The sequence below is a fragment of the Mesorhizobium sp. CNPSo 4684 genome (genome assembly GCF_057784315.1).
In genome coordinates, this window is sequence record NZ_JBWLUX010000002.1 from 86,615 (window position 1) to 105,419 (window position 18,805).

16 protein-coding genes and 1 pseudogene are annotated in these 18,805 nt (G+C 63.8%); 2 read left to right on the top strand and 15 right to left on the bottom strand.

Features of this window, described 5'->3' with window-relative positions; genetic code table 11:
• Nucleotides 1-23 precede the first annotated feature (23 nt).
• The 5 genes from AC04SG_RS01920 to AC04SG_RS01940 all read right to left on the bottom strand — a co-directional run bounded on the left by AC04SG_RS01920 (nucleotide 24) and on the right by AC04SG_RS01940 (nucleotide 6,978).
• Nucleotides 24-788 carry a hypothetical protein gene (locus tag AC04SG_RS01920; protein WP_488549699.1) on the bottom strand — a complete coding sequence of 255 codons (765 nt, stop codon included), beginning with the start codon at nucleotides 786-788 and terminating at the stop codon, nucleotides 24-26.
• A gap of 283 nt (nucleotides 789-1,071) precedes the next feature.
• On the bottom strand, nucleotides 1,072-2,724 hold the full coding sequence (locus tag AC04SG_RS01925) for an FAD-binding dehydrogenase (protein WP_488549700.1): 1,653 nt from the start codon (nucleotides 2,722-2,724) through the stop codon (nucleotides 1,072-1,074).
• A 60-nt stretch (nucleotides 2,725-2,784) separates the two neighbouring features.
• Nucleotides 2,785-4,497: an aldehyde dehydrogenase family protein gene (locus tag AC04SG_RS01930; RefSeq protein WP_488549701.1), complete on the bottom strand. Its 1,713-nt coding sequence runs from the start codon at nucleotides 4,495-4,497 to the stop codon at nucleotides 2,785-2,787.
• A 22-nt stretch (nucleotides 4,498-4,519) separates the two neighbouring features.
• Nucleotides 4,520-5,692: an alanine racemase gene (locus tag AC04SG_RS01935; RefSeq protein ID WP_488549702.1), complete on the bottom strand. Its 1,173-nt coding sequence runs from the start codon at nucleotides 5,690-5,692 to the stop codon at nucleotides 4,520-4,522.
• Nucleotides 5,689-6,978: a D-arabinono-1,4-lactone oxidase gene (locus AC04SG_RS01940; protein WP_488549703.1), complete on the bottom strand. Its 1,290-nt coding sequence runs from the start codon at nucleotides 6,976-6,978 to the stop codon at nucleotides 5,689-5,691. Before AC04SG_RS01940 ends, AC04SG_RS01935 begins: the two co-directional genes overlap by 4 nt.
• Before the next feature lie 126 nt (nucleotides 6,979-7,104).
• Here AC04SG_RS01940 and AC04SG_RS01945 point away from each other — a divergent pair.
• A pseudogene (locus AC04SG_RS01945) lies at nucleotides 7,105-7,451 on the top strand (amidohydrolase family protein); the annotation flags it as partial.
• A gap of 19 nt (nucleotides 7,452-7,470) precedes the next feature.
• On the opposite strand, the gene uxuA reads toward AC04SG_RS01945, so the two are convergent.
• Complete coding sequence (gene uxuA / locus AC04SG_RS01950) at nucleotides 7,471-8,655, bottom strand: mannonate dehydratase (protein ID WP_192259543.1); 1,185 nt, start codon at nucleotides 8,653-8,655, stop codon at nucleotides 7,471-7,473.
• An 83-nt stretch (nucleotides 8,656-8,738) separates the two neighbouring features.
• Here uxuA and AC04SG_RS01955 point away from each other — a divergent pair, with 83 nt between their 5' ends.
• Nucleotides 8,739-9,524, top strand: coding sequence for an SDR family NAD(P)-dependent oxidoreductase (locus AC04SG_RS01955; RefSeq protein ID WP_488549704.1), 786 nt, complete (start codon nucleotides 8,739-8,741; stop codon nucleotides 9,522-9,524).
• 55 nt (nucleotides 9,525-9,579) lie between these two features.
• Here AC04SG_RS01955 and AC04SG_RS01960 read toward each other — a convergent pair whose 3' ends face one another.
• From AC04SG_RS01960 to AC04SG_RS02000, 9 genes are all read right to left on the bottom strand, one after another.
• Nucleotides 9,580-10,416 carry an amidohydrolase family protein gene (locus tag AC04SG_RS01960; RefSeq protein ID WP_488549705.1) on the bottom strand — a complete coding sequence of 279 codons (837 nt, stop codon included), beginning with the start codon at nucleotides 10,414-10,416 and terminating at the stop codon, nucleotides 9,580-9,582.
• A 51-nt stretch (nucleotides 10,417-10,467) separates the two neighbouring features.
• Complete coding sequence (locus tag AC04SG_RS01965; protein WP_488549706.1) at nucleotides 10,468-11,997, bottom strand: MDR family MFS transporter; 1,530 nt, start codon at nucleotides 11,995-11,997, stop codon at nucleotides 10,468-10,470.
• A 209-nt stretch (nucleotides 11,998-12,206) separates the two neighbouring features.
• Nucleotides 12,207-13,052: an ABC transporter ATP-binding protein gene (locus AC04SG_RS01970; protein WP_488549707.1), complete on the bottom strand. Its 846-nt coding sequence runs from the start codon at nucleotides 13,050-13,052 to the stop codon at nucleotides 12,207-12,209.
• A complete protein-coding gene (locus AC04SG_RS01975) occupies nucleotides 13,049-13,972 on the bottom strand; it encodes an ABC transporter permease (protein WP_488549708.1) in 924 nt (307 codons plus the stop codon). The genes AC04SG_RS01970 and AC04SG_RS01975 overlap by 4 nt, the downstream gene beginning before the upstream one ends.
• Before the next feature lie 97 nt (nucleotides 13,973-14,069).
• Nucleotides 14,070-15,005 (bottom strand): ABC transporter substrate-binding protein, encoded by a 936-nt coding sequence (locus AC04SG_RS01980; RefSeq protein WP_192260113.1) that lies wholly within the window; start codon nucleotides 15,003-15,005, stop codon nucleotides 14,070-14,072.
• A gap of 336 nt (nucleotides 15,006-15,341) precedes the next feature.
• Nucleotides 15,342-15,578, bottom strand: coding sequence for a tautomerase family protein (locus AC04SG_RS01985; protein WP_488549709.1), 237 nt, complete (start codon nucleotides 15,576-15,578; stop codon nucleotides 15,342-15,344).
• Between the two features lie 13 nt (nucleotides 15,579-15,591).
• On the bottom strand, nucleotides 15,592-16,302 hold the full coding sequence (locus AC04SG_RS01990) for an SDR family NAD(P)-dependent oxidoreductase (RefSeq protein WP_488549710.1): 711 nt from the start codon (nucleotides 16,300-16,302) through the stop codon (nucleotides 15,592-15,594).
• Between the two features lie 152 nt (nucleotides 16,303-16,454).
• On the bottom strand, nucleotides 16,455-17,390 hold the full coding sequence (locus tag AC04SG_RS01995) for a LysR family transcriptional regulator (RefSeq protein ID WP_488549711.1): 936 nt from the start codon (nucleotides 17,388-17,390) through the stop codon (nucleotides 16,455-16,457).
• Between the two features lie 215 nt (nucleotides 17,391-17,605).
• Nucleotides 17,606-18,805, bottom strand: a complete 1,200-nt coding sequence (locus AC04SG_RS02000; RefSeq protein ID WP_488549712.1) for a mandelate racemase/muconate lactonizing enzyme family protein — start codon at nucleotides 18,803-18,805, stop codon at nucleotides 17,606-17,608.

The window sequence follows — 18,805 nt, forward strand, 5'->3', positions numbered from 1 at the left end:
CGTCAGGAAAAGAGAGCGCGCAATTACGGCCCGAACACCACAAGCTCGGTGAAGGTCAGGTCGCCGGGCGCCGGCGGCTTCGGACCCTTGAAGTATTTTATCCCCCGGTTGGCGAAGTAGCGGCCGAACAGGCCAGGGATGGGCTCCTTGGCATCGGCGAGGCAAAGCAGGAGTCCCCTTCGCAAGACAAAGCGCCCCACGGCGCCGGCACACCGGCTCAGATCCGACAGGGAGCGGCAATAGACGATCTGGGCGCAGGGGATGAGACCATGCAGTATTCGGCGCGGCATCAACACCAGCGGAGACGCCACCCCGTCGCAAATGCAGACCAGAGAGAGGCAGCCCAGCGCGGCGTGTTCCAGGACGATGTATCTTTCGCCGTCGGAGAGCATCGCCAACTCGGCTAGATCGGGACGAACCTCAAGCACCCGACACGACCGCCGCACCGAATTCAAGGCGGGCAGGAAGGCAAATTGTCCATTGGAAAAAAGCTGAAAGCCGAGTGCCTTGTTGGCCTTCAATGTCGAGGGCGCCGGCGAAATGTTCGTGAAGGTCACGTCCCTGCGCCTGAGGATCGCCCAAATCAACTTCATGGCCTGGGGACGGTACCCTTCGTCCACGGTCCAACTGGAAATGTTGCAGCGGATTTCATCGCCTTCACGGCCGGGGAAGCGGGCGTAGAGCGTCAGCACAACGCCAACGATCCGGCCGGCATTCTCCAAGGCAAAGCCGTATTGTGGAAAGTCGGCGACGGCGGGGCGTTGCGACAAACGGGCAAGCGCCCGCATCCAGTAATCGCGGCTGCGTTCTGGAAAGCCCCGGAGCAGGCAATCGGCTACGCCCTCCCAATCACACTGGTGGATTGGCCGGCAGCTGAGATCGGGAGGAACGGTACCAAATACTGCCATAGTCGACCCGTGAACACGATCAGATTACCAGATCCATTCACCCCCCAGACTGCCAATAGCGCAGGACGATTAACAATCTCCTCTGTCATCGGAAATATCCCCATCATGGCACCGGATGACGGTCCGTCTCGGTGTCGATGGCAGCGTTGGCCGGTTCGCGGCGTCACCTGCCCGCCGCGTGCCGGCCTGCATTCCTGCCGGAAAAGATGCAGCTGCCGAGAAATGTCCCTTCAAGCGCATTGTAGCCGTGATAGCCGCCACCGCCGCCGCCGGCCACCTCGCCAGCCGCATAGAGCCCGGCAATGGGCTCGCCATTGCCGTCGAGAACCTGTGAATCGAGGTTGGTGTGTAGGCCGCCCAGCGTCTTGCGGGTCAGGATGTTGAGGCGCACCGCAATCAGCGGCCCGTGCCTGGGGTCAAGTAACTTGTGCGGTTTGGTCACCCGGAAGATCTTGTCGCCGATGTAGTTGCGGGCGCCGCGGATGGCCGTGACCTGCGCGTCCTTGGTGTAGGCATGCTCGACCTCGCGGTCGCGCGCCACGATCTGCGCCTTGAGCCGGTCGTAGTCGAGCAGATTGTCGCCTGACAACGCGTTCATCCCGGCGACCAGGTCGGCCAGATTGTCGCGGACAACGAAGTCCTCGCCCTTTTCCAGAAACGCCGCCACCGATGGCGGCGCCTTGCCGCCGCGCCGGTTCTTCAGCACGGCCCGCCAATCCTTGCCGGTGAAGTCGAGGTTCTGCTCGGAGCCCGACAGCACGAACTCCTTCGAGGCGATCGTCTTGGTCAGCACGAACCAGGAATAATCATGCCCGGTCGACCGGATGCGCTTCAGCGTGCCGAGCGAATCGAAGCTCGGAAAGAACGGCGCCTCCATGCGTTGTCCGAGCGCGTCGAACCATAGCGGCGACGGCGCCGACAGGATGCGGATGCCATGGTTCGGCCAGATCGGATTCCAGTTCTTGATCCCCTCGACATAGTGCCACATGCGGTCGGCGTTGATGACGGCGCCGCCGGCTTGCTGCGTGATCGCCACCATGCGGCCGTCGACATGGTGCGGCACGCCGGCGACCATACGCTTCGGCGCCGGCCCCAGCCGCTCGACCGGCCAGACCTTGCGGACAAGATCGTGGTTGCCGCCAATGCCGCCGGAAGTGACAATGACCGCGCTGGCCGAGAGTTCGAAGTCACCAACGACCGTGCGGTTCGACTGCTTGCCGCGCTCGACGTTGGACGCCTCCAGGATTTCGCCAGCGACACCGGTGACCGCGCCGTTGGTCTTGACCAGCCGGCTGACCTGATGGCGGAATTTCAAAGTGATCAGCCCCTTGGCGACGTGATCGCGCACGCGCCTTTCAAACGGCGCGACCACCCCCGGCCCGGTGCCCCAGGTGAGATGGAAGCGCGGCACCGAATTGCCGTGGCCGTCGGCCAGCGCGCCGCCGCGCTCGGCCCAGCCGACCACCGGCCACCAACGCATCCCCATGGCGTACAGCCACGGCCGCATCTCGCCGGCGGCGAAATCGACATAGGCTTGCGCCACTTTCCTTGGCCAGTGATCCTCGGGCCGGTCGAACTGGGCCGAACCCAGCCAGTCCTGCCAAGCGAGGTCGCGGCTGTCTCTGATGCGCAAGCGGCGTTGCTCGGGCGTGTTGACCAGAAACAGGCCGCCGAGCGACCAGAATGCCTGACCGCCGAGAAAACCGCCGCCTTCCTGCTCGACGATGATCACGCGCTTGCCGGCATCGCCGAGTTCCGCGGCAGCGGCCAGACCGGCCAGCCCGCCACCCACAATGATTGCATCCGCATCAGCCATTGTCGTAACTCCTGTCTCGCCTTTGCGATGCTGCCCTGGATCGTTGCTTGCCACTCGGCACTATCCCAGCAGCGCGTTCCAGATGATACGCGGCAGTTTCAGGACGCTCGGCCGGTAGTGAAACTCGGTGATCAGCCGGCCGACGATGTGCGCCCTTTTATGTGTCAGGAACCACGCCGGTTTCGGTATGATGCGGAACGGCGCTTCGAGCACGCTGCGCTCGGGCTTGTCGAACAGGTAGGTGTTGTGGACGACGCCGATGCCGCTCTGCACATCGTCGAGCGTATGGCCGGGATATGCGCCCCAGGTCGGCCGCAACAGCGCAAACAGAACGCCGCTCCAGGAATTGATGCCGATGCCGCCATAGCGCAATTCGGCAATGATCTGCTCGAAGCGCGGCCGGCCGATCTCGGCGATCGTCCTGGGATGGATGAGAATGTTGGCGGCCAGCGTGCCGTGCAGCTTCTCGTTGGCGTAGGCGACCGCGGCGCGCAGGTAGGATTCGGCGTTGCCCGCCGGCAGCCGCAAGACGCTGAGCGCCGGCGCAAACACTTCGGCGTTTTCGAGATAGCTGTCCGTGCCTGGCCGGAACGGTACCACCACGCAGGCCGGCCCGCCGGGCCGCTCGAATTTCTGCACGCTATCGGCATGCGCTTCGAACGCGGCGAGGCGCTCGGTGGCACCGGGATAGTAGGCTGGCCGCGACGGGGCCGCCTGCATCACCTTCTCCAGCGCTGCCAGCAGCGCATCGGATTTGTTCCAGCTCTCCGGCAGCACCAGCATCTGGCAAGCGATGCAGTTGAAGCCGGAATTGTTGAGTTTCTGGGTTGCGATCAGTTCGGCGTGGTAGGCGATGTCGGCGTTCGACCATGGGCCGGGCACCACGATGGTCGGCGCCACGCCGCCGAGTTCCGAGGTGATGCGTCTTTTGTTTTTCGGCGTGCCCGCCGCCTTGTTCTTGCGGCCTTCGTCGCCCGGCCCCCACACGATCGCGTCGTGCGAGGTCGCGGCACCGGTGATGTGGATGTCCTCGACCAGATCGTGATTGCACAGATAGGCACCGACATCGGCGCCGCCGCGCACGATGCGCAGCGCGCCGAATTCGATCAGCGGCCGCAGCGCCGGCCGCAGGAAATCGATGAGATAGTCGTTGACCGGGTTCATCTTGAGAAGCACCACCTGGTGTTCGACCAGGAGCTTGTGCAGGCAGTCGAGCGGCGCGATCGAGGCGACATTGCCGGCGCCGAGCACGAGGCCGATCTTGCCTTTGCGGCTCGTCGCCGGCGCGTCATAGGCCGAGGCGGTGCTTGCGGCGAGGTTGGCCTTGGTCACGCCGGGCTGCATCCAGATCTCAGCCTTCAGACCGGTGAACAGCACCTTGTCCCAGAGCGAGTTCGGAACCACCGTCACCGCCACCTGTCCGTTGGGCAGAGTGCGCACCGGCAGCCTGTCGAGGAATTTCTTGCCCTCCATCAGGCTCAGCGTGCGGATGAACTGGTTGCAGCCATCCATCAGCGCCGCCGGGCCGGCCAGCCACTCCTCGCCTTCGAGCGACGAGCCAGTCGGGATGCCCTTCTTGCGCGTAGCAGTCTTGACCCACGCTTCGGCGACCTCGCGGATATTGTCCTTGACCTGTCGCAGCAAGGCGATCCGCTCGCTATTCGAGGACTGCGCCCAGTCATCCTTTTTGCGGTCGAGATCGGTGAGCGCGAGATCGAGTTCGGCTGCCCATTCAGGCTGCACGGGGTGGGTTTTGACTGCCCTTGCGACCATCGTGTCCTCCTCCACTTCGATTTTACGAAAACGGCAGTGCGGCCCATTGCTCGACGAATTTCCCGCCGGAATAGACCTGGATCGACCCGAACTGCTGTAGCACGAATTCGCTCTGCGTCGGACGCAGGAAGGCGTAGTCGTCAGGCCCGACATTGGCGTCGTCGGGCAGCGCCATGAATTGCTGATTGGTCGAAAAGCCGAACGTCTTGTCGGTCTTCATCCCCACGGGATGGACAGGCTTGGCCATCCACTTGCCGCCATAGAGAAAACAGCCGCGCCGTGGCAGCAGCCCGAGCTTCTGCAGCAACCATGAGCGCTGGTCGAGGCCCGGCAACCGGACATCGACCACCTTCAGGATCGGCGTCGCGATGAATACGGCAGGCTGCAATTGACCGAGGCTGGGCACATCGAAATCGGTCGGCAAGACGAAGGCCGATCCGATGGACAATTCATTGGCGCCGACCCAGCTGTCATAGAGCAATGCGGTGCTGCTGCCGCCAAGATTGAGGATCCTGCGCTGGTCGGGCGCGAGGCAGCCGACATACTGACGAAACAGGCTGACGGCCTTGGCGCGCGCCTTGGCCGGTCCGCCGAGCAGGTTGGGGATGTGGCCGATATGCGCCTCGTAGGCCATGACGCCTTCGCATTTCAGCCGTGGATAATTCGCCAGCGCGGCAACCGCCCGCGCCAACCCGTCGGGATTGCCGATACCGCCGCGATGCAACCCGACATCGACCTCGAAGCAGATGCGCAGCTCGCGGTCGAGCTCAGCGGCAAGGGCGCCATAGGCGGCCAGCCGTTCCTCGGTGTCGATCAGCCAGACGATGCGCGACGTCGCTTCGTCAAGACCGGCGAGAACACCCTTGGTCAGTGCGTGCCTGGCGCCGGCGACCGGCATCGGCTTGCCAAGCAGGAGATCGACATCGGGAAAGGCTTTCAGCATTTCAGCGCTGATCGGCAGATGAAAGGTCATCAGCCTGTCGGTCGCGAACGCCGCACGGATGTGCTCGATGAGCGGCAGGCAAGGCAGCGACTTGTCGACGAGGCGCAGGTCGAGGCCCGTGGCGAACTTCGCCTTGATCGCAGCGATGTTGTGATCGAGCCGGTCGAGATCGAGCACGAGGCACGGCCGATGGATTTCGGCAGCCCTGAGCGCGCCCGAGAGTTCGGCAAAATAGGTGTCGGTCAGGCTCATGCCGCGACGCCGAACAGCCTGGCCATATAGGGCGTCACGAAACGGTTGTCCGGGTCCATCTCCCGGCGCACCGCCATGGCATCGTTCCAGCGCGGATAGAGCGTGCTCAGCTCTTTGGCGGTGAGGCTGTGCATCTTGCCCCAGTGCGGGCGGCCGCCGCGCTTGCGGAAGATCGGCTCGGCGGCGTTGAAGTACGCCATCGGATCGCGCTCGACGCCGTGATGGATGGCGATGGAACAGGTCGGGCGCTTGTAGAACGGGCTCAGCCAGATGTTGTCGGGCGCGACGACGCGCACCTCCATCGGAAAGTAGACCTCTGGGAACCGCGTCTCGAGCATCGCAATGATCTCGCCGAGCGCCGCCGCCCCCTCCTCGAACGGAAGGTGGTACTCCATCTCGTTGAACTTGACGTTGCGCTCCGAGGTGAAGACCTTCAGCCAGTCCTCGACATAGTCCTCGGCCGGCACCTTGGCGAAGGCCGAGCCGATGAGACGGCGGCGCAGCCACGGGAACCAGCTGAGATAATCGCGCAGCTTCCTGAGCGTGATGACGGCATCGTCGTCTTCCGTCGGCGGGCGCACGGTCGCCGGCTCTTCGGTGATGTCGCTGGCGATCAGCAGCGCCTGGCCGGAAAACGGCACGTAGTAGAACTCGGCCGAGCGATGCGCCGTCATCGTGCTTTCGAATTGCGACAGCACCTCGCCAACCGGCGCCGTCCAGCGGCGGTGCCGCATGCGGTAGCTCGCCATGTTGCGGATCGTCACTTCGGTGACGGCGCCGAAAGCGCCGAGCGAGGCGCCCATGGCATCGATCATGTCGGAGCTCTCGGCGCGGTCGAACTCCTTGACCGCGCCACGCCCGTCGACGATCTGCATCGCCTCGAGCTGGGTATGATAGGCGCCGAGCGTGATGCCCGAACCATGCGTGGCGGTGCCAAGCGCGCCGCCAAACGCCTGCTTGTCGATGTCGCCCATATTCGGCAGCGCCTGGCCGACACCGTGCAGGAGCTTCGCCAGCGCACCGATCTTGGTGCCGGCGCCGACCCTCGCCGTCAGTCTTTCGGGATCATGCGCCTTCAGGCCTTCGAAGCGGTCGAGCGACAGGATGGTTCCGTCATTCTTGACCAGTGGCGTGAAGGAGTGCCCCGTGCCAGCGAAACGAACCGGTCCCGGCGAATTGCGAATGGCGACGCTCAACGCATCGAGAGTTTGCGGTTCGGCAAAAGCCTGCGGCGTGGCCGTGACATAGCCCGACCAATTGCTCCACTGGCTGATAGCCTCTCCCACAATCGCCTCCCTGGGACGGCCGGTTTGACCTGTCTTAATCGCTGCTTGGAATAATATGATACATAGTCAGCTTTTTGGATATGATACATTGTCAGCTTTCTGTCAAGCTGGCAATCGAACGGTACGCTGGGAGTGCCCAATGCGCTGCGCGGCCAGTCCTATTCCGGCAATCTTTCGGCGCGGCAAGCTTATGAGGCAGGACTGCCCGACATGCTCGCCAGCGACTATCACCCGGCCTCGATCCTGCCGGCATTGCTCGGCTTGGCGGAAAAGGCAGTCTTGTGGCGGCGGCAGCGCTGACCAGCGCCAATCCGGCGACTGCACTCGGCCTGACCGATCGCGGCGCCATCGAGACGGGACTTTTGGCGGATCTGGTGGTGGCCGATCGCCGCCCGGTGGTGCGGGTACGGGCGACATTCCGTGCCGGCCGCATGATCTACAGTGACGGCACGTTGAGCCGGCACCGGCATTGAAAAGCAGTTCGTTTGCCCCTCAAGCCAGCCCGAACGTCTCCACGGCGCGCATGATGCCGCGCAGTTCGGCGAGGCCTTTCAGGCGGCCGATCAGCGAGTAGCCGGGATTGATCCTTGTCTTGCCGATATCGTCGGCGAGCAGATGGCCATGGTCCGGCCGCATCGGGATTTGCCAGTCGGCGCGGCCTTCTCTGTGGCGACGCGCCTCTTCCTGCATCAGCGCCAGGATGACATGGGCCATGTCGGTGCCGCCCTCGAGATGCTCGGCCTCGTAGAACGAGCCGTCCTTCTCGATGGTGATGTTGCGCAGATGGGCGAAATGGATGCGGTCGGCAAATTCCTTGACCATGGCGACAATGTCGTTGTCGGCGCGCGTGCCGTAGGAGCCGGTGCAGAACGTCAGTCCATTGGCCTGGCTGTCGACAGCACTCAGGATGAAGCGCGCATCCTCGGCGGTCGAAACGACGCGCGGCAGACCGTACAGCGAGAAGGGCGGGTCGTCTGGATGGATGCACATGCGCACCCCCTCCTCTTCCGCCACAGGAATGATCTCGCGCAGGAACCAGGCGAGGTTGTCGCGCAGCTCCTTCGGCCCGATCCCCTCATAGTCCGCCAAGGCCTCGCGAAAACTCTCGCGATCATATTTGCGCTCGGTCGCCGGCAGGCCGGCAATCAGATTGCGCTCGATCTGGTCGATCTTCTCGGGCGGCAATTCCTTGAGCCGCTTCTCCGCCTGCGCAATACGCGCCGGCGTATAGCTGTCGGCGCCGTCTTTGCGCTTCAGCACGAACAGATCGTATGCGGCGAAATCGATCGCGTCGAAACGCAGGGCATAACCCGTCGTCGGCAGCCGGTAGGCGAGATCGGTGCGGGTCCAGTCGACCACCGGCATGAAATTATAGCAGATCGTGGCGATGCCGGCCTTGGCCAGCGCGCGGATGCTATCGCGATAGTAGCCGGCATAGCGCTCGCGTTCCGGCGCGCCGATCTTGAAGGAATTGTGGACCGGGATGCTCTCGACCACCGACCAGGTCAGTCCGGCTTCCTCGATGATGCGCTTGCGCTCCAGCACGTCGGCTTCCGGCCACGCCCTGCCGTCGTAGATATGGTGAAGCGCCGAGACCACGCCGGTGGCGCCGGCCTGCTTGACATGATCGAGCGTCACCGGATCGTCGGGTCCATACCAGCGCCAGCATTGTTCCATTTTCGGCTTTCCTTCTGCGAGAGGTTGGCAACTTATTGTTGGACCGCGACGGGAGTCGATAGAAAAGGAAGGAGTTTTTAGAAATGATGGATTTCGAGGGCAAGGTGGCCCTGGTGACCGGGACGACCGGAATTGGCCTGGCGACCGCCAGGCGCCTTGCGGCCGGCGGCGCCGCAATCATCGCCTGCGGCATCGACCGCGCCGCCAATGCGGAGATGAAAGCGCAACTGGAGAGCGCTGGAGCAGCAGCGCTGATCATCGACACCGACGTCTCCGTCTCCGACCAGGTGCGCGACGCGGTGGCGGCTGGCGTGGCGAAGTTCGGCGGTCTCGACGTCATCGTCAATTCGGCCGCGGTGCATCCCTACGGTACCGCGACGACCACCGATTGGGAAACCTGGAACCGGGCAATGACGGTCAATGTCGGCTCGATCTATCTGACCGCGCATTTCGGCATTCCGGAAATGATCAAGCGCGGCGGCGGCGCCATCGTCAACGTCGCCTCCGTGCAGGGCTTCGCCTGCCAGCAGAACGTCGCCGCCTACGCCACGACCAAGGGCGCCATCCACACGCTGACGCGCTCGCTGGCGCTCGACTATGCGGCGGCGGGCATCCGCGTCAATTCGGTGAGCCCCGGTTCGATCCGCACGCCGATCCTGGAAAAGGCCGCGCGTGGCGAGAGTGGCAGCGATGCCGATGTCGAAGAGGCCTACAAGCGCTTCGGCGCGGCGCATCCGCTCGGCCGCATCGGTGAACCGGAAGAGGTGGCCGAACTCATCGCTTTCCTGTGCTCGTCGAAAGCCGGTTTCTGCACCGGCGCCGACTACAGGATTGATGGCGGCCTGACGGCAGGCATTGGCGTGAAGTAAGGCTGTGATGGCGTTCTGCACGCTTGCCGGCAATCGCGAACCTTGTCCGATCGCCCTATAGCTTCCACATCCGCCTGGCATTGGCCGACAGCAATTTCATCCTCTCCTCTGGGCTGGCGCCCGCGATCAGCGCGTGCGTCGCGGCCACCCAGGTCGCGAGCCCTCCGCCAAGCGTGCACACCGGCCAGTCGCTGCCCCAGACGACGCGATCCCAACCGAAAGACCCGATCGTGTGTTCGACATAGGGGCGCAAATTCTCGACACTCCACGAGCTGGGGTCCGCATAGGCCACAACGCCCGAAATCTTGCCAATGACATTGGGGCGCCGCGCGATCTCGGCCATGTTCTCGCGCCATGGGTGCTCGGCGCGGCCTTTGATATCGGGCACGCCGCAATGGTCGAGAACGAACTGGACGTCCGGCGCAAGATCGGCGAGTGCAATCGCGCGTGGAATCTGGTGCGGCAGGACCACGAGATCGAAGGTCAGCCCACTGCCGGAAAGCCGTTTGATGTTGTCGCGAAACAGCGCACTGTCCGAAAGCTCGTCCGGCATGACATGCAGCACGCGGCGAAACCCCTTGATGAAGGGATCGGCCTGTTGGCGTTCGAGATAGGCGGCAAAGCCGCCCTCCTCTGGACGACAAGCGGCAATCGCGCCGCGCAAAAGACTGCCCGCCTGCTGCGACTGCGCCTTGACATGGCTGGTCTCGGCCTCGATGTCGGCTTGATCGACATCGACCTCCATATGCAATGCCGCCTCGATGCCGGCGCGGCGGGCCTGGGTCGCATACTCCTCATGCGGGAAATCGCGATTGAGCGCCGGTGCGCCGGCAAGCCAGGGATAGCGCAGCGCCGACAGATCGATCAGGTGCAGATGGGTGTCGATGATCATGCTTTCCTCGCGAGTCGATTTCGTATCGTCGCCAGATATTCCAGGCCTGGTTCAATGCCGCTTCGGAATCTCTTTGTCCTCGAGCAGCAACGTCAGCCCCATGGCGACGAAGTAGAGCGCCGCCACCCAGATGAACATCACGTTGAACCCGCTGGAGTAATGGTCGAGCACCACTTCGCGGATCGCGCCCGGCAGGCTTGACGCGAGGTGGGGGGTCAACCCGTTCAGGCCCTGCGGCAGCAGGGCGGCGGCATCGGCGGGGAGTTCGGCAGTCTGCCGGTTCAGGGCCCAGATCATCACCGCGCCATTCAGCGCCAGTCCCAGTGATGCTCCCAAGGTCCGCGCCTGGGTGATCAGCGACGTCACCGCGCCGATGTCCTGCAGGGGTGCCGCCGCCTGGATCGCCACGATCAACACCTGGAACTGCAGACCCATGCTGATGCCGAACACAGCCATCATTGTCGCCAGCACCCAGATCGGCGTGTGCTGGTTGGTGACGACGAAGCCCAGCATCAGGAACCCGCCGATAGCCATCGCCACCACCGGCATCCATTTGTAGCGTCCGGTTGCGGCTATCACGCGACCGGCAACGATCGAGATGACCATCGACGTCAGCGACGCCGGCAGGAACAGGAAGCCGACTTCGGCCGGGCTTAGACCCGTCAGCGTCTGCATGTAGAGCGCGAAATAGAAGAACATGCCCAGCGTCACCGTTCCGGCGACCAGCGACACGCCGGAGACGATGCTGACCGTCGAGTTACCGAACAGCCGCAACGGCACGATCGGTTCTTCCGCGCGGCGCTCGACCATGATGAACAGGACGATGGCGACCAGTGCGACCAGCGGCAGCGCGAAGGTGATGAGGTCCGGCCCTGTGGGGTCGAGCACATGATAGCCCCAATAGACGATGGCCGTCGTGCCGATGGCGAGCAGCGCGCCGCCGAGATAGTCGATGTGGTGCTTTCTCTCGTTGAACCGGCTGCGCATGGCGAAGGCCAGCACCGCCATCACGATGATGCCGATCGGCAGGTTGACCAGGAACACCCAGCGCCAGCCGAACAGGCTGGTGATGTAGCCGCCGGCCAGCGGACCGAGCACCGACGACAGCGCAAACACCGCCGAACTGTAGCCCTGGTATTTGGCGCGGTCGCGCGGCGAAAACAACTCGCCGATCATGGCGAAGGCCGAGACCATCAGCCCGCCGCCGCCAATGCCCTGCAGCACGCGCGCGGCGATCAGGCTCTCCATCGACCAAGCCATGCCGCAGACCAGCGACCCTACGAGAAACAGGCCGATCGCCGTCAACACGACATTCTTGCGGCCATACATATCGCCGAGCTTGCCATAGAAGGGCGAGACCGCGGCGGTCGACAGCAGATAGGCGGCACCCACCCAGCCGAACAGATGCAGATTGCCGAGTTCACCGGCAATGGTGGGCAAGGCGGTGACGACGATCTGCATGTCGATGGTGGCCATGAACATGGCGATCAACGCACCGAAATAGACGACCAGTGTCGTCAGATCGGGCCTGGCTTCGGCCTCCACGGGCGCCGCATCTGGCAGTGTCTGGTCGACAGTCATCGGGGTCTCCGTAACTTGGGGCGCGATTTATGTGCCCACGGCCGAGAGGTGTCAAATAGGCGATAACGCCATGCCTGGACGCAGTCCGTCCGGTTAAAAGGAAGAGCCCCAGCGCCGGAAGCGCCCCTCCTCCTCCCGCCCCGGCTCCTGCGGGAGGATGTCGACGTGCGGAAGCCTGACCGGAGGCATTGTACACAGAGACGTTGAGATCAACTCGACGCCGTCTTGCCCGCCCTTACCGCCGCTGCCTGCTTCGCGCCCATCCCGAGCAGCAGATTGTCGTCGGAGAGTTCGTCTCCACGCGCCTGCCGGAACAGGTTCAGCATATCGGGAACGTCGAGGCTTTTGCGCTGGTCGCCGGCAATGTCGAACACGATGGTTCCCTCATGCAGCATGACGGTGCGGGTGCCATGGTCGAGCGCATCACGCATCGAATGCGTCACCATCAGCGCGGTCAGTTTCTGCTCCTCGACAATGCGGCGCGTGAGGTCGAGAACGAAGGCCGCCGTGCGCGGGTCAAGTGCTGCGGTGTGTTCGTCCAGCAGCAATATCTTCATGCCGGTCAGCGTCGACATCAGCAGGCTCACCGCCTGGCGCTGGCCACCCGACAGCAATCCCATCGAATCGCCAAGGCGGTTCTCCAAGCCAAGGCCCAGCATCGACAGTTTTTCGCGAAACAATGCGCGGCGGGAGGCATCGAGCGCCCGGCCGAAGCGCCGCACGCGGCCGCGCGAAAAGGCGAGCGCCATGTTTTCTTCGATCGACAGCCGCTCGCATGTGCCGGCCATCGGATCCTGGAACACGCGGGCGATCAGCTTCGCCCGCTTCGGTGCCGACCAGCGGGTAACGTCGGTGCCGTCGACGATGATCGAGCCTCGCTCCGGCCTTGCCGTGCCGCTGAGCACATTGAGCAGCGTCGACTTGCCGGCGCCGTTCGAGCCTATGACGGTGACGAACTCGCCTTCGGGGATGGTGAGGTCGAGGCCACGCAGCGCGCGATGCTCGAGCGGCGTGCCGCGGCCGAAGGTGACGTGAACGTCGCTGAGGCTGATCATGTCGCGCTCCTTTTCAGGAGACTGCGCATCGGGTTGGCGACCTTGGGCAGGATCAGCGCCATCGCCACCAGAACCGCGGTGACCAGATTGAGGTCGGAGGACTGCAGGCCGAGCCAGCCGGTGTTCAGCGCAAGCGCAATGGCGATGCGATAGGCGATGGCGCCGAAGACGCAGGAGAAGATCGCAATCACGATCGACTTCGTCCGGAAGATCGTTTCGCCCAGGATCACGGCGGCAAGGCCGGCGATCGCCGTGCCGGTGCCGACGGTGACATCGGCAAAGCCGGCGGTCTGCGCAAACAGCGCGCCCGCCAGTGCCACCAGCCCATTGGCCATGGCGACGCCGATATAGGTGTGCATCTCGGTTGGAATGCCTTGCGCCTGCGCCATGCGCGGATTGGCGCCGGTGGCGCGCATCGCCAGGCCGAATTCCGAGGTCAGGAAGCGGGCAAGCAACGCGCCGACAACACTGACGATGATCAGCAGCGCTAGCACCTTGAGCGTCGGCCGTCCTGGCAGTCCGGAAGCCTCGACCAGCGGCCGCAACCACGCAAACAGGTCGATCACCGTCGGCTGGTTCATCAGCGGAATGTTGGGCCTACCCATGATGCGCAGATTGACCGAAAACAGCGCCGTCATGGTGAGAATGCCGGCGAGCAAGTGCAAGATGCCGAAGCGGATGTTCAGCCAGGCGGTGACGATGCCCGCAATGCAGCCGGCGACGATCGCCGCAAGCGTGCCGGTGATGGGATTGATGCCGCCCGAGATCATCGCCGCGGCGACCGCAGCGCCGAGCGGGAAGGAACCGTCGACCGTCAAATCAGGAAAATCGAGGACGCGAAACGAGATGTAGACGCCGAGCGCCACGAGCGCGAAAACAAGCCCGATCTCGACAGCGCCGATCAGGGAAATCAGGTTCATGAACCGCTCCGTTGGTCCTAGCAGATCAGGCGAGGTGCTTGCGCGCCACGCCTGATCCTTCTGTGCTGCAGGGCGCTTTCGCGCCCGTGCGGTTGTCCTATTCGATGACCTGCTTGGCGCGGTCGCGCACGCTTTTCGGGATCGTCACGCCCATGGCCTCGGCTGCCTTGGCGTTGACCATCAGGTCGGTGCCGGTGGCGTTGCGCACCGCAATGTCGCCCGGCTTCTCGCCCTTCAGCACGCGCACCACGATCGCGCCCGTCTCGAGGCCGACCTGGTAGTAGTCGAAGCCGACGGAGGCGATGGCACCGCGCTTGACGGTGTCGTTCTCGGCCGAGAACACCGGCAGCTTGTTCTCGGCGCCGACGGCCAGGATCGTCTCCAGCGCCGAGATGATCGTGTTGTCGGTCGGCAGGTAGATGACATCGACCTTGCCGACCAGGTTCTGCGCCGCGCCCGCGACATCGGCCGACTTGGATGCCGGAGCCTCGACGATCTCAAAACCCTTGGCCTTGCCCAGGTCCTTCAGCGCCGCAAGCAACGCGATGCTGTTCGATTCCGCCGGATTGAAGGGCACGCCGATCTTGGCGGCCGACGGCAGGAATTCCCGGATCAGGTCGAGCTGCTGCTCAAGCGGCGAGAAGTCGGAAATGCCGGTGACATTGCCGCCGGGATGATCGCGGTCGGTGACGATCTGCGCCGAGACCGGATCGGTCACCGCGGTGAAGACCACGGGGATGTCCTGCGTGGCCGACACCACAGCCTGCGCCGACGGCGTAGCGATGGCGACGATGACGTTGGGCTTCTCGCCGGCGAATTTTTGCGCGATCTGCGCGGCGGTCGCCGGTTGTCCCTGCGCCGACTCGAACTCGAAGGTCAGATTGTCGCCTTCCTTGTAGCCGGCATCCTCCAGGGCCTTCTTGACGCCGGCGCGCGCAGCGTCCAGCGACGGATGCTCGACGATCGCGGTGACCGCAACGGTGACCTTGTCGGCCGCCAACGCGCTCGCGCAGCCCAAAATCGCCAGCGCCATGACGCCTCCGGCGAGACTTGAGATGAAACCCTTCAATTCTTCCTCCCACTGCTTCTGCTGGACGTCGCCTGACGTTCAGTTGCCAATCGCGAATCTATCGCTTTCCCGGCCGCAAAGCGACCGGAAGCCTTACGAAATCCTGCTGTCGATGCCCGGCAGCAGCGCCGCCAGGATCAAACGGCGCCGCCGCCCGTCTGATAGCAGGCAGACCGGCTTGCTTGCTAGTTTGATGCTTTATGCCACCCACTTGGGCGGCCAATTGATCGGCGACCTTCGGATCGCTTCAGAAGAATTGAAGACTGACGGAGGGCCGCCACACTGTGGCGGCCCGGTTGGTCAGCTGTTGCTGGTAGCTCGGCGCCGTCGATACTCCGGCACCGGCAATCCGCCCCAGCCCCAATTTTCCAGCTCGACCTCCTCGATGACGACAAAGGTCGCCTCCAGCGGCTTGTGGAGGACGTCGAGCAGTAACTGGCTGACCCCCGCGATGAGTGCGGCCTTCTCATCGGCGGTGACGGAATCCCGGCCTGGGGCAGACCCTTCACGCGTGACTTGAATGGTGACGATGGGCATGGTGAGACCTCCCCTAGTGACCGGCGCTCTGGCCGCCATCGACATGCAGGATCTCACCTGTCACGAAGCCGGCGGTTTCGAGGTAGAGCACGGCGTCCACGACATCGCGCGGCTCACCAATGCGCTTGACCGGATGAAGTGCCGCCAGGAACTCATGGCTCTCAGAGGCGTGCATCGAAGTATTGACGATACCGGGCGAGACGGCGTTCACCCGAATGCCCTTGTCGGCGTATTCGATAGCCAGCGCCTTGGTCGCCGAATTGATGCCGCCCTTGGTCAGGTTTGCCAACACCGTCGGCACGCCGGCGATGGCGTGATCGGTCAGGCTGGTGGTGATGCTGACGATGTGACCGGAGCCCTGCTTCAGCATCTGGGCGGCGACCGCTTGGGTGACGTGAAAGAAGCCGGCCAGATTTGTCGAGATCTTGGATGTGAAGTCCTCGGCGGTATAGTCCGTGAACGGCTTGGCAATGAAAATGCCGGCATTGTTCACCAGCGTATCGATCCGTCCAAAACGCGCCATCGCTTCCCTGACGATACGCTGCGCCGTCGCGGGATCGCCGACATCGCCGGCAATGGCGAGGATGTCCTGGTCGCTGCCTTGCTTGATCGAACGCGAGGTGGCGACGACCCTGAAATTGCGATCGCGATAGGCCTTCACCAGGGCGCCGCCGATGCCTTGCGAGCCCCCGGTAATGATCGCGACTTTCTGTTCGTTGCTCATGATCTGTCCTGTCCTGAAAAAGAGGTCCGGCAGGCCAATTGCCGCCGGCGACCCATCGATGTGGTCGGACAGGAATATCGGGCCGATCGGGAATCGACTGAATAACCGCTGCTCGGCAGGCATCCTTCCCAAACGCGGAAGAATGAGCGCTGTCAGTCCTTCAGAGCGTCGGCTTGCGCGGACAGTCTTGCAAACTCGGCGCGCAGCCTGGGAACCGCGAAATCCACAAAGGCACGGACCTTTGGCGCCAAAGTGCGGCCTTGGGGCGTGAGCAGGTGCACGGGCAAGGCGGCGGGTTCGGCATCACGCAGCACGATCTTCAGCGAGCCGTCCTGGACGCGCTCGGCCACATGGTAGGTGTAGAGGCGCGTGATCCCATGGCCGTTCACGGCCGACGCCAGCGCGGCGCGAACGCTGTTGACCACCAGCCGGGGCTTGAAGTGGACCGAGCGGGCGATCGTGCCGCCCGGCGGCGGCGGAAAGATCCACGCATCATGACCAAAATGCGTGGTCGTCACGATGCGATGCCTGGTCAGATCCGCGGGCTCGACGATGCGTGGATGCGCGGCGAGATAGCGCGGCGACGCCACGATCACGCGCTTGACGTCACCACCGACCCGCACGGCAACCAGGGAGGAGTCCGGCAGCTGCGCGACGCGAAGGGCAACGTCGATCCCCTCCTCGACAAGATTGGCGTGGCGGTCGATCAGGATGAGATTGACCGACACGGCCGGATAGGCGTCGAGATAGGCGTCGATGACCGGGCGCAGAATCTCCTCGCCGCTGATCGGTGGTGCGCTGATCGTCAGCGTTCCGCGTGGCGCGGCGCGCTCGCCGGCGACGGACATATCGGCTTCCTCGAGATCGATCAGGACACGCCGGCAGGCCGAGGCATACCGCTCGCCCGCCTCGCTGAGCTTGATCGACCGCGTAGTGCGATGCAGCAGCTCGGCGCCGACATGCTGCTCGAGAAAGGCAATGGCCCGGCTGACCGCGGCGGGCGAGCGCCGCAGCTTGCGCCCCGCGGCCGCCAGACTGCCCTCGTCCAGCGCCGTCACGAACACCCGCATGGCTTCGATACGGTCCATCCGTTCTTCCCCAATACGCAACATTGCCGCTAGATTCTCGACGAGAAATCCGGTTCTGGCAACAATCTAGGCCGCATCGACCCTTGCGATATGCCGCTATCGGGGAGGCCGGGATTCAGCCGATGCGGGAACGCTTTCGCATGCCCTGTCTATGCGGGTGAACGGACCTGATGGGTTAGAACCCGTCGGCGGCTGATCCGGACGGCTGCCTTGCGCTAGTCGAAGAAACCGGCGTCCTCTTCCGCAAGATACTTCTTGGCGCCCGCGGCATCGATGTCGAGGCCCAATCCCGGCGCTTCGAGCAGGTCGACCATCGAATCCTTCACGATCTGCCCCTTGGGCAGACCAACAACGATATCCTCCCACCAGGGGTCGGAGGCGCTGGGATATTCGAAGGCGATGTAGTTGGCGGGCAGCGTGGCGCAGACATTGATCAGCGCGCCGAGGCCGAGCAGGCCGTTTGCCGTGCCGTGCGGCGCCATCATGATCGAATGCATGTAGGCATGCTCGGCCACCCATTTGAGCTCGGCAATGCCGCCTATATCGGCAGGGTCCGGGCCGATGACGCGGACCGCCTGCGTTTCGATCAGTTCCTTGAAATTATGCCGCAGGTAGATCTGTTCTCCGGTGTGGATGGGAGTAGACGTCGATGTCGTGAGTTCGCGGTAGGCCTGCGGATTGACCCATGGCACGTAGTCGCCGGTCAGCATGTCCTCCAGCCACATCAGATTGTATTTCTCGACGGCCTGCGCAAAGCGGATGGCGTCGGGCAGGAACCAGCCGGGACCGCAATCCAGGGCCAGCGAGACCTTGTCACCGAGCACCTCCTTCATGGCGATGACGCATTCGATCATGTGCGCCATGCCACGCTCGCTGATCTGCCCCTGGTCCATCGCGCCGTGATAGGTCGGCGGCTGGCGCACGCCGTAATGGAAGTCGGGCACGCTGGTCTTCATGTTGGAGTGGAAGCTGATGCCTTGCTTGACCATGAAGAAGTTTTCCGGCCGCTCCATCATCCATTTGACGTCGGCCGCGTAATCCTCCGGCCTGTCGCCGGTGCGCTTCTTGCGGATGGAGCCGTTATAGACCCGCACCTGGTCGCGCACCTTGCCGCCGAGCAGCTTGTAGACCGGAACGCCTGCCGCCTTGCCGGCGATGTCCCAAAGCGCATGCTCGATGGCGCTGACGGCGGCGCCATAGGGCTTGAACGAGCCCCGCTGGCGGATCTTCAGCATACAGCGTTCGACATCCGTCGGATCCTCGCCGATCAATGCCTCCCGGAAATGCAGCACCCAAGGCTTGAGATAGGGCTTGGTGTACTCGACCTCGCCGAGGCCATAGAGGCCTTCGTCAGTGACGATGCGGACGATGGGATGCTTGCCGATGACGGCGCACCGGAGATCGGTGATCTTCAT

What these genes read in the sequence shown, in the direction of transcription:
- AC04SG_RS01920 (WP_488549699.1), bottom strand. Translation starts at nt 788, where the DNA reads ATGCGGGCGCTTGCCCGTTTGTCGCAACGCCCCGCCGTCGCCGACTTT.
- AC04SG_RS01925 (WP_488549700.1), bottom strand. Translation starts at nt 2,724, where the DNA reads ATGGCTGATGCGGATGCAATCATTGTGGGTGGCGGGCTGGCCGGTCTG.
- AC04SG_RS01930 (WP_488549701.1), bottom strand. Translation starts at nt 4,497, where the DNA reads ATGGTCGCAAGGGCAGTCAAAACCCACCCCGTGCAGCCTGAATGGGCA.
- AC04SG_RS01935 (WP_488549702.1), bottom strand. Translation starts at nt 5,692, where the DNA reads ATGAGCCTGACCGACACCTATTTTGCCGAACTCTCGGGCGCGCTCAGG.
- uxuA (WP_192259543.1), bottom strand. Translation starts at nt 8,655, where the DNA reads ATGGAACAATGCTGGCGCTGGTATGGACCCGACGATCCGGTGACGCTC.
- AC04SG_RS01955 (WP_488549704.1), top strand. Translation starts at nt 8,739, where the DNA reads ATGATGGATTTCGAGGGCAAGGTGGCCCTGGTGACCGGGACGACCGGA.
- AC04SG_RS01960 (WP_488549705.1), bottom strand. Translation starts at nt 10,416, where the DNA reads ATGATCATCGACACCCATCTGCACCTGATCGATCTGTCGGCGCTGCGC.
- AC04SG_RS01965 (WP_488549706.1), bottom strand. Translation starts at nt 11,997, where the DNA reads ATGACTGTCGACCAGACACTGCCAGATGCGGCGCCCGTGGAGGCCGAA.
- AC04SG_RS01970 (WP_488549707.1), bottom strand. Translation starts at nt 13,052, where the DNA reads ATGATCAGCCTCAGCGACGTTCACGTCACCTTCGGCCGCGGCACGCCG.
- AC04SG_RS01975 (WP_488549708.1), bottom strand. Translation starts at nt 13,972, where the DNA reads ATGAACCTGATTTCCCTGATCGGCGCTGTCGAGATCGGGCTTGTTTTC.
- AC04SG_RS01980 (WP_192260113.1), bottom strand. Translation starts at nt 15,005, where the DNA reads ATGGCGCTGGCGATTTTGGGCTGCGCGAGCGCGTTGGCGGCCGACAAG.
- AC04SG_RS01985 (WP_488549709.1), bottom strand. Translation starts at nt 15,578, where the DNA reads ATGCCCATCGTCACCATTCAAGTCACGCGTGAAGGGTCTGCCCCAGGC.
- AC04SG_RS01990 (WP_488549710.1), bottom strand. Translation starts at nt 16,302, where the DNA reads ATGAGCAACGAACAGAAAGTCGCGATCATTACCGGGGGCTCGCAAGGC.
- AC04SG_RS01995 (WP_488549711.1), bottom strand. Translation starts at nt 17,390, where the DNA reads ATGGACCGTATCGAAGCCATGCGGGTGTTCGTGACGGCGCTGGACGAG.
- AC04SG_RS02000 (WP_488549712.1), bottom strand. Translation starts at nt 18,805, where the DNA reads ATGAAGATCACCGATCTCCGGTGCGCCGTCATCGGCAAGCATCCCATC.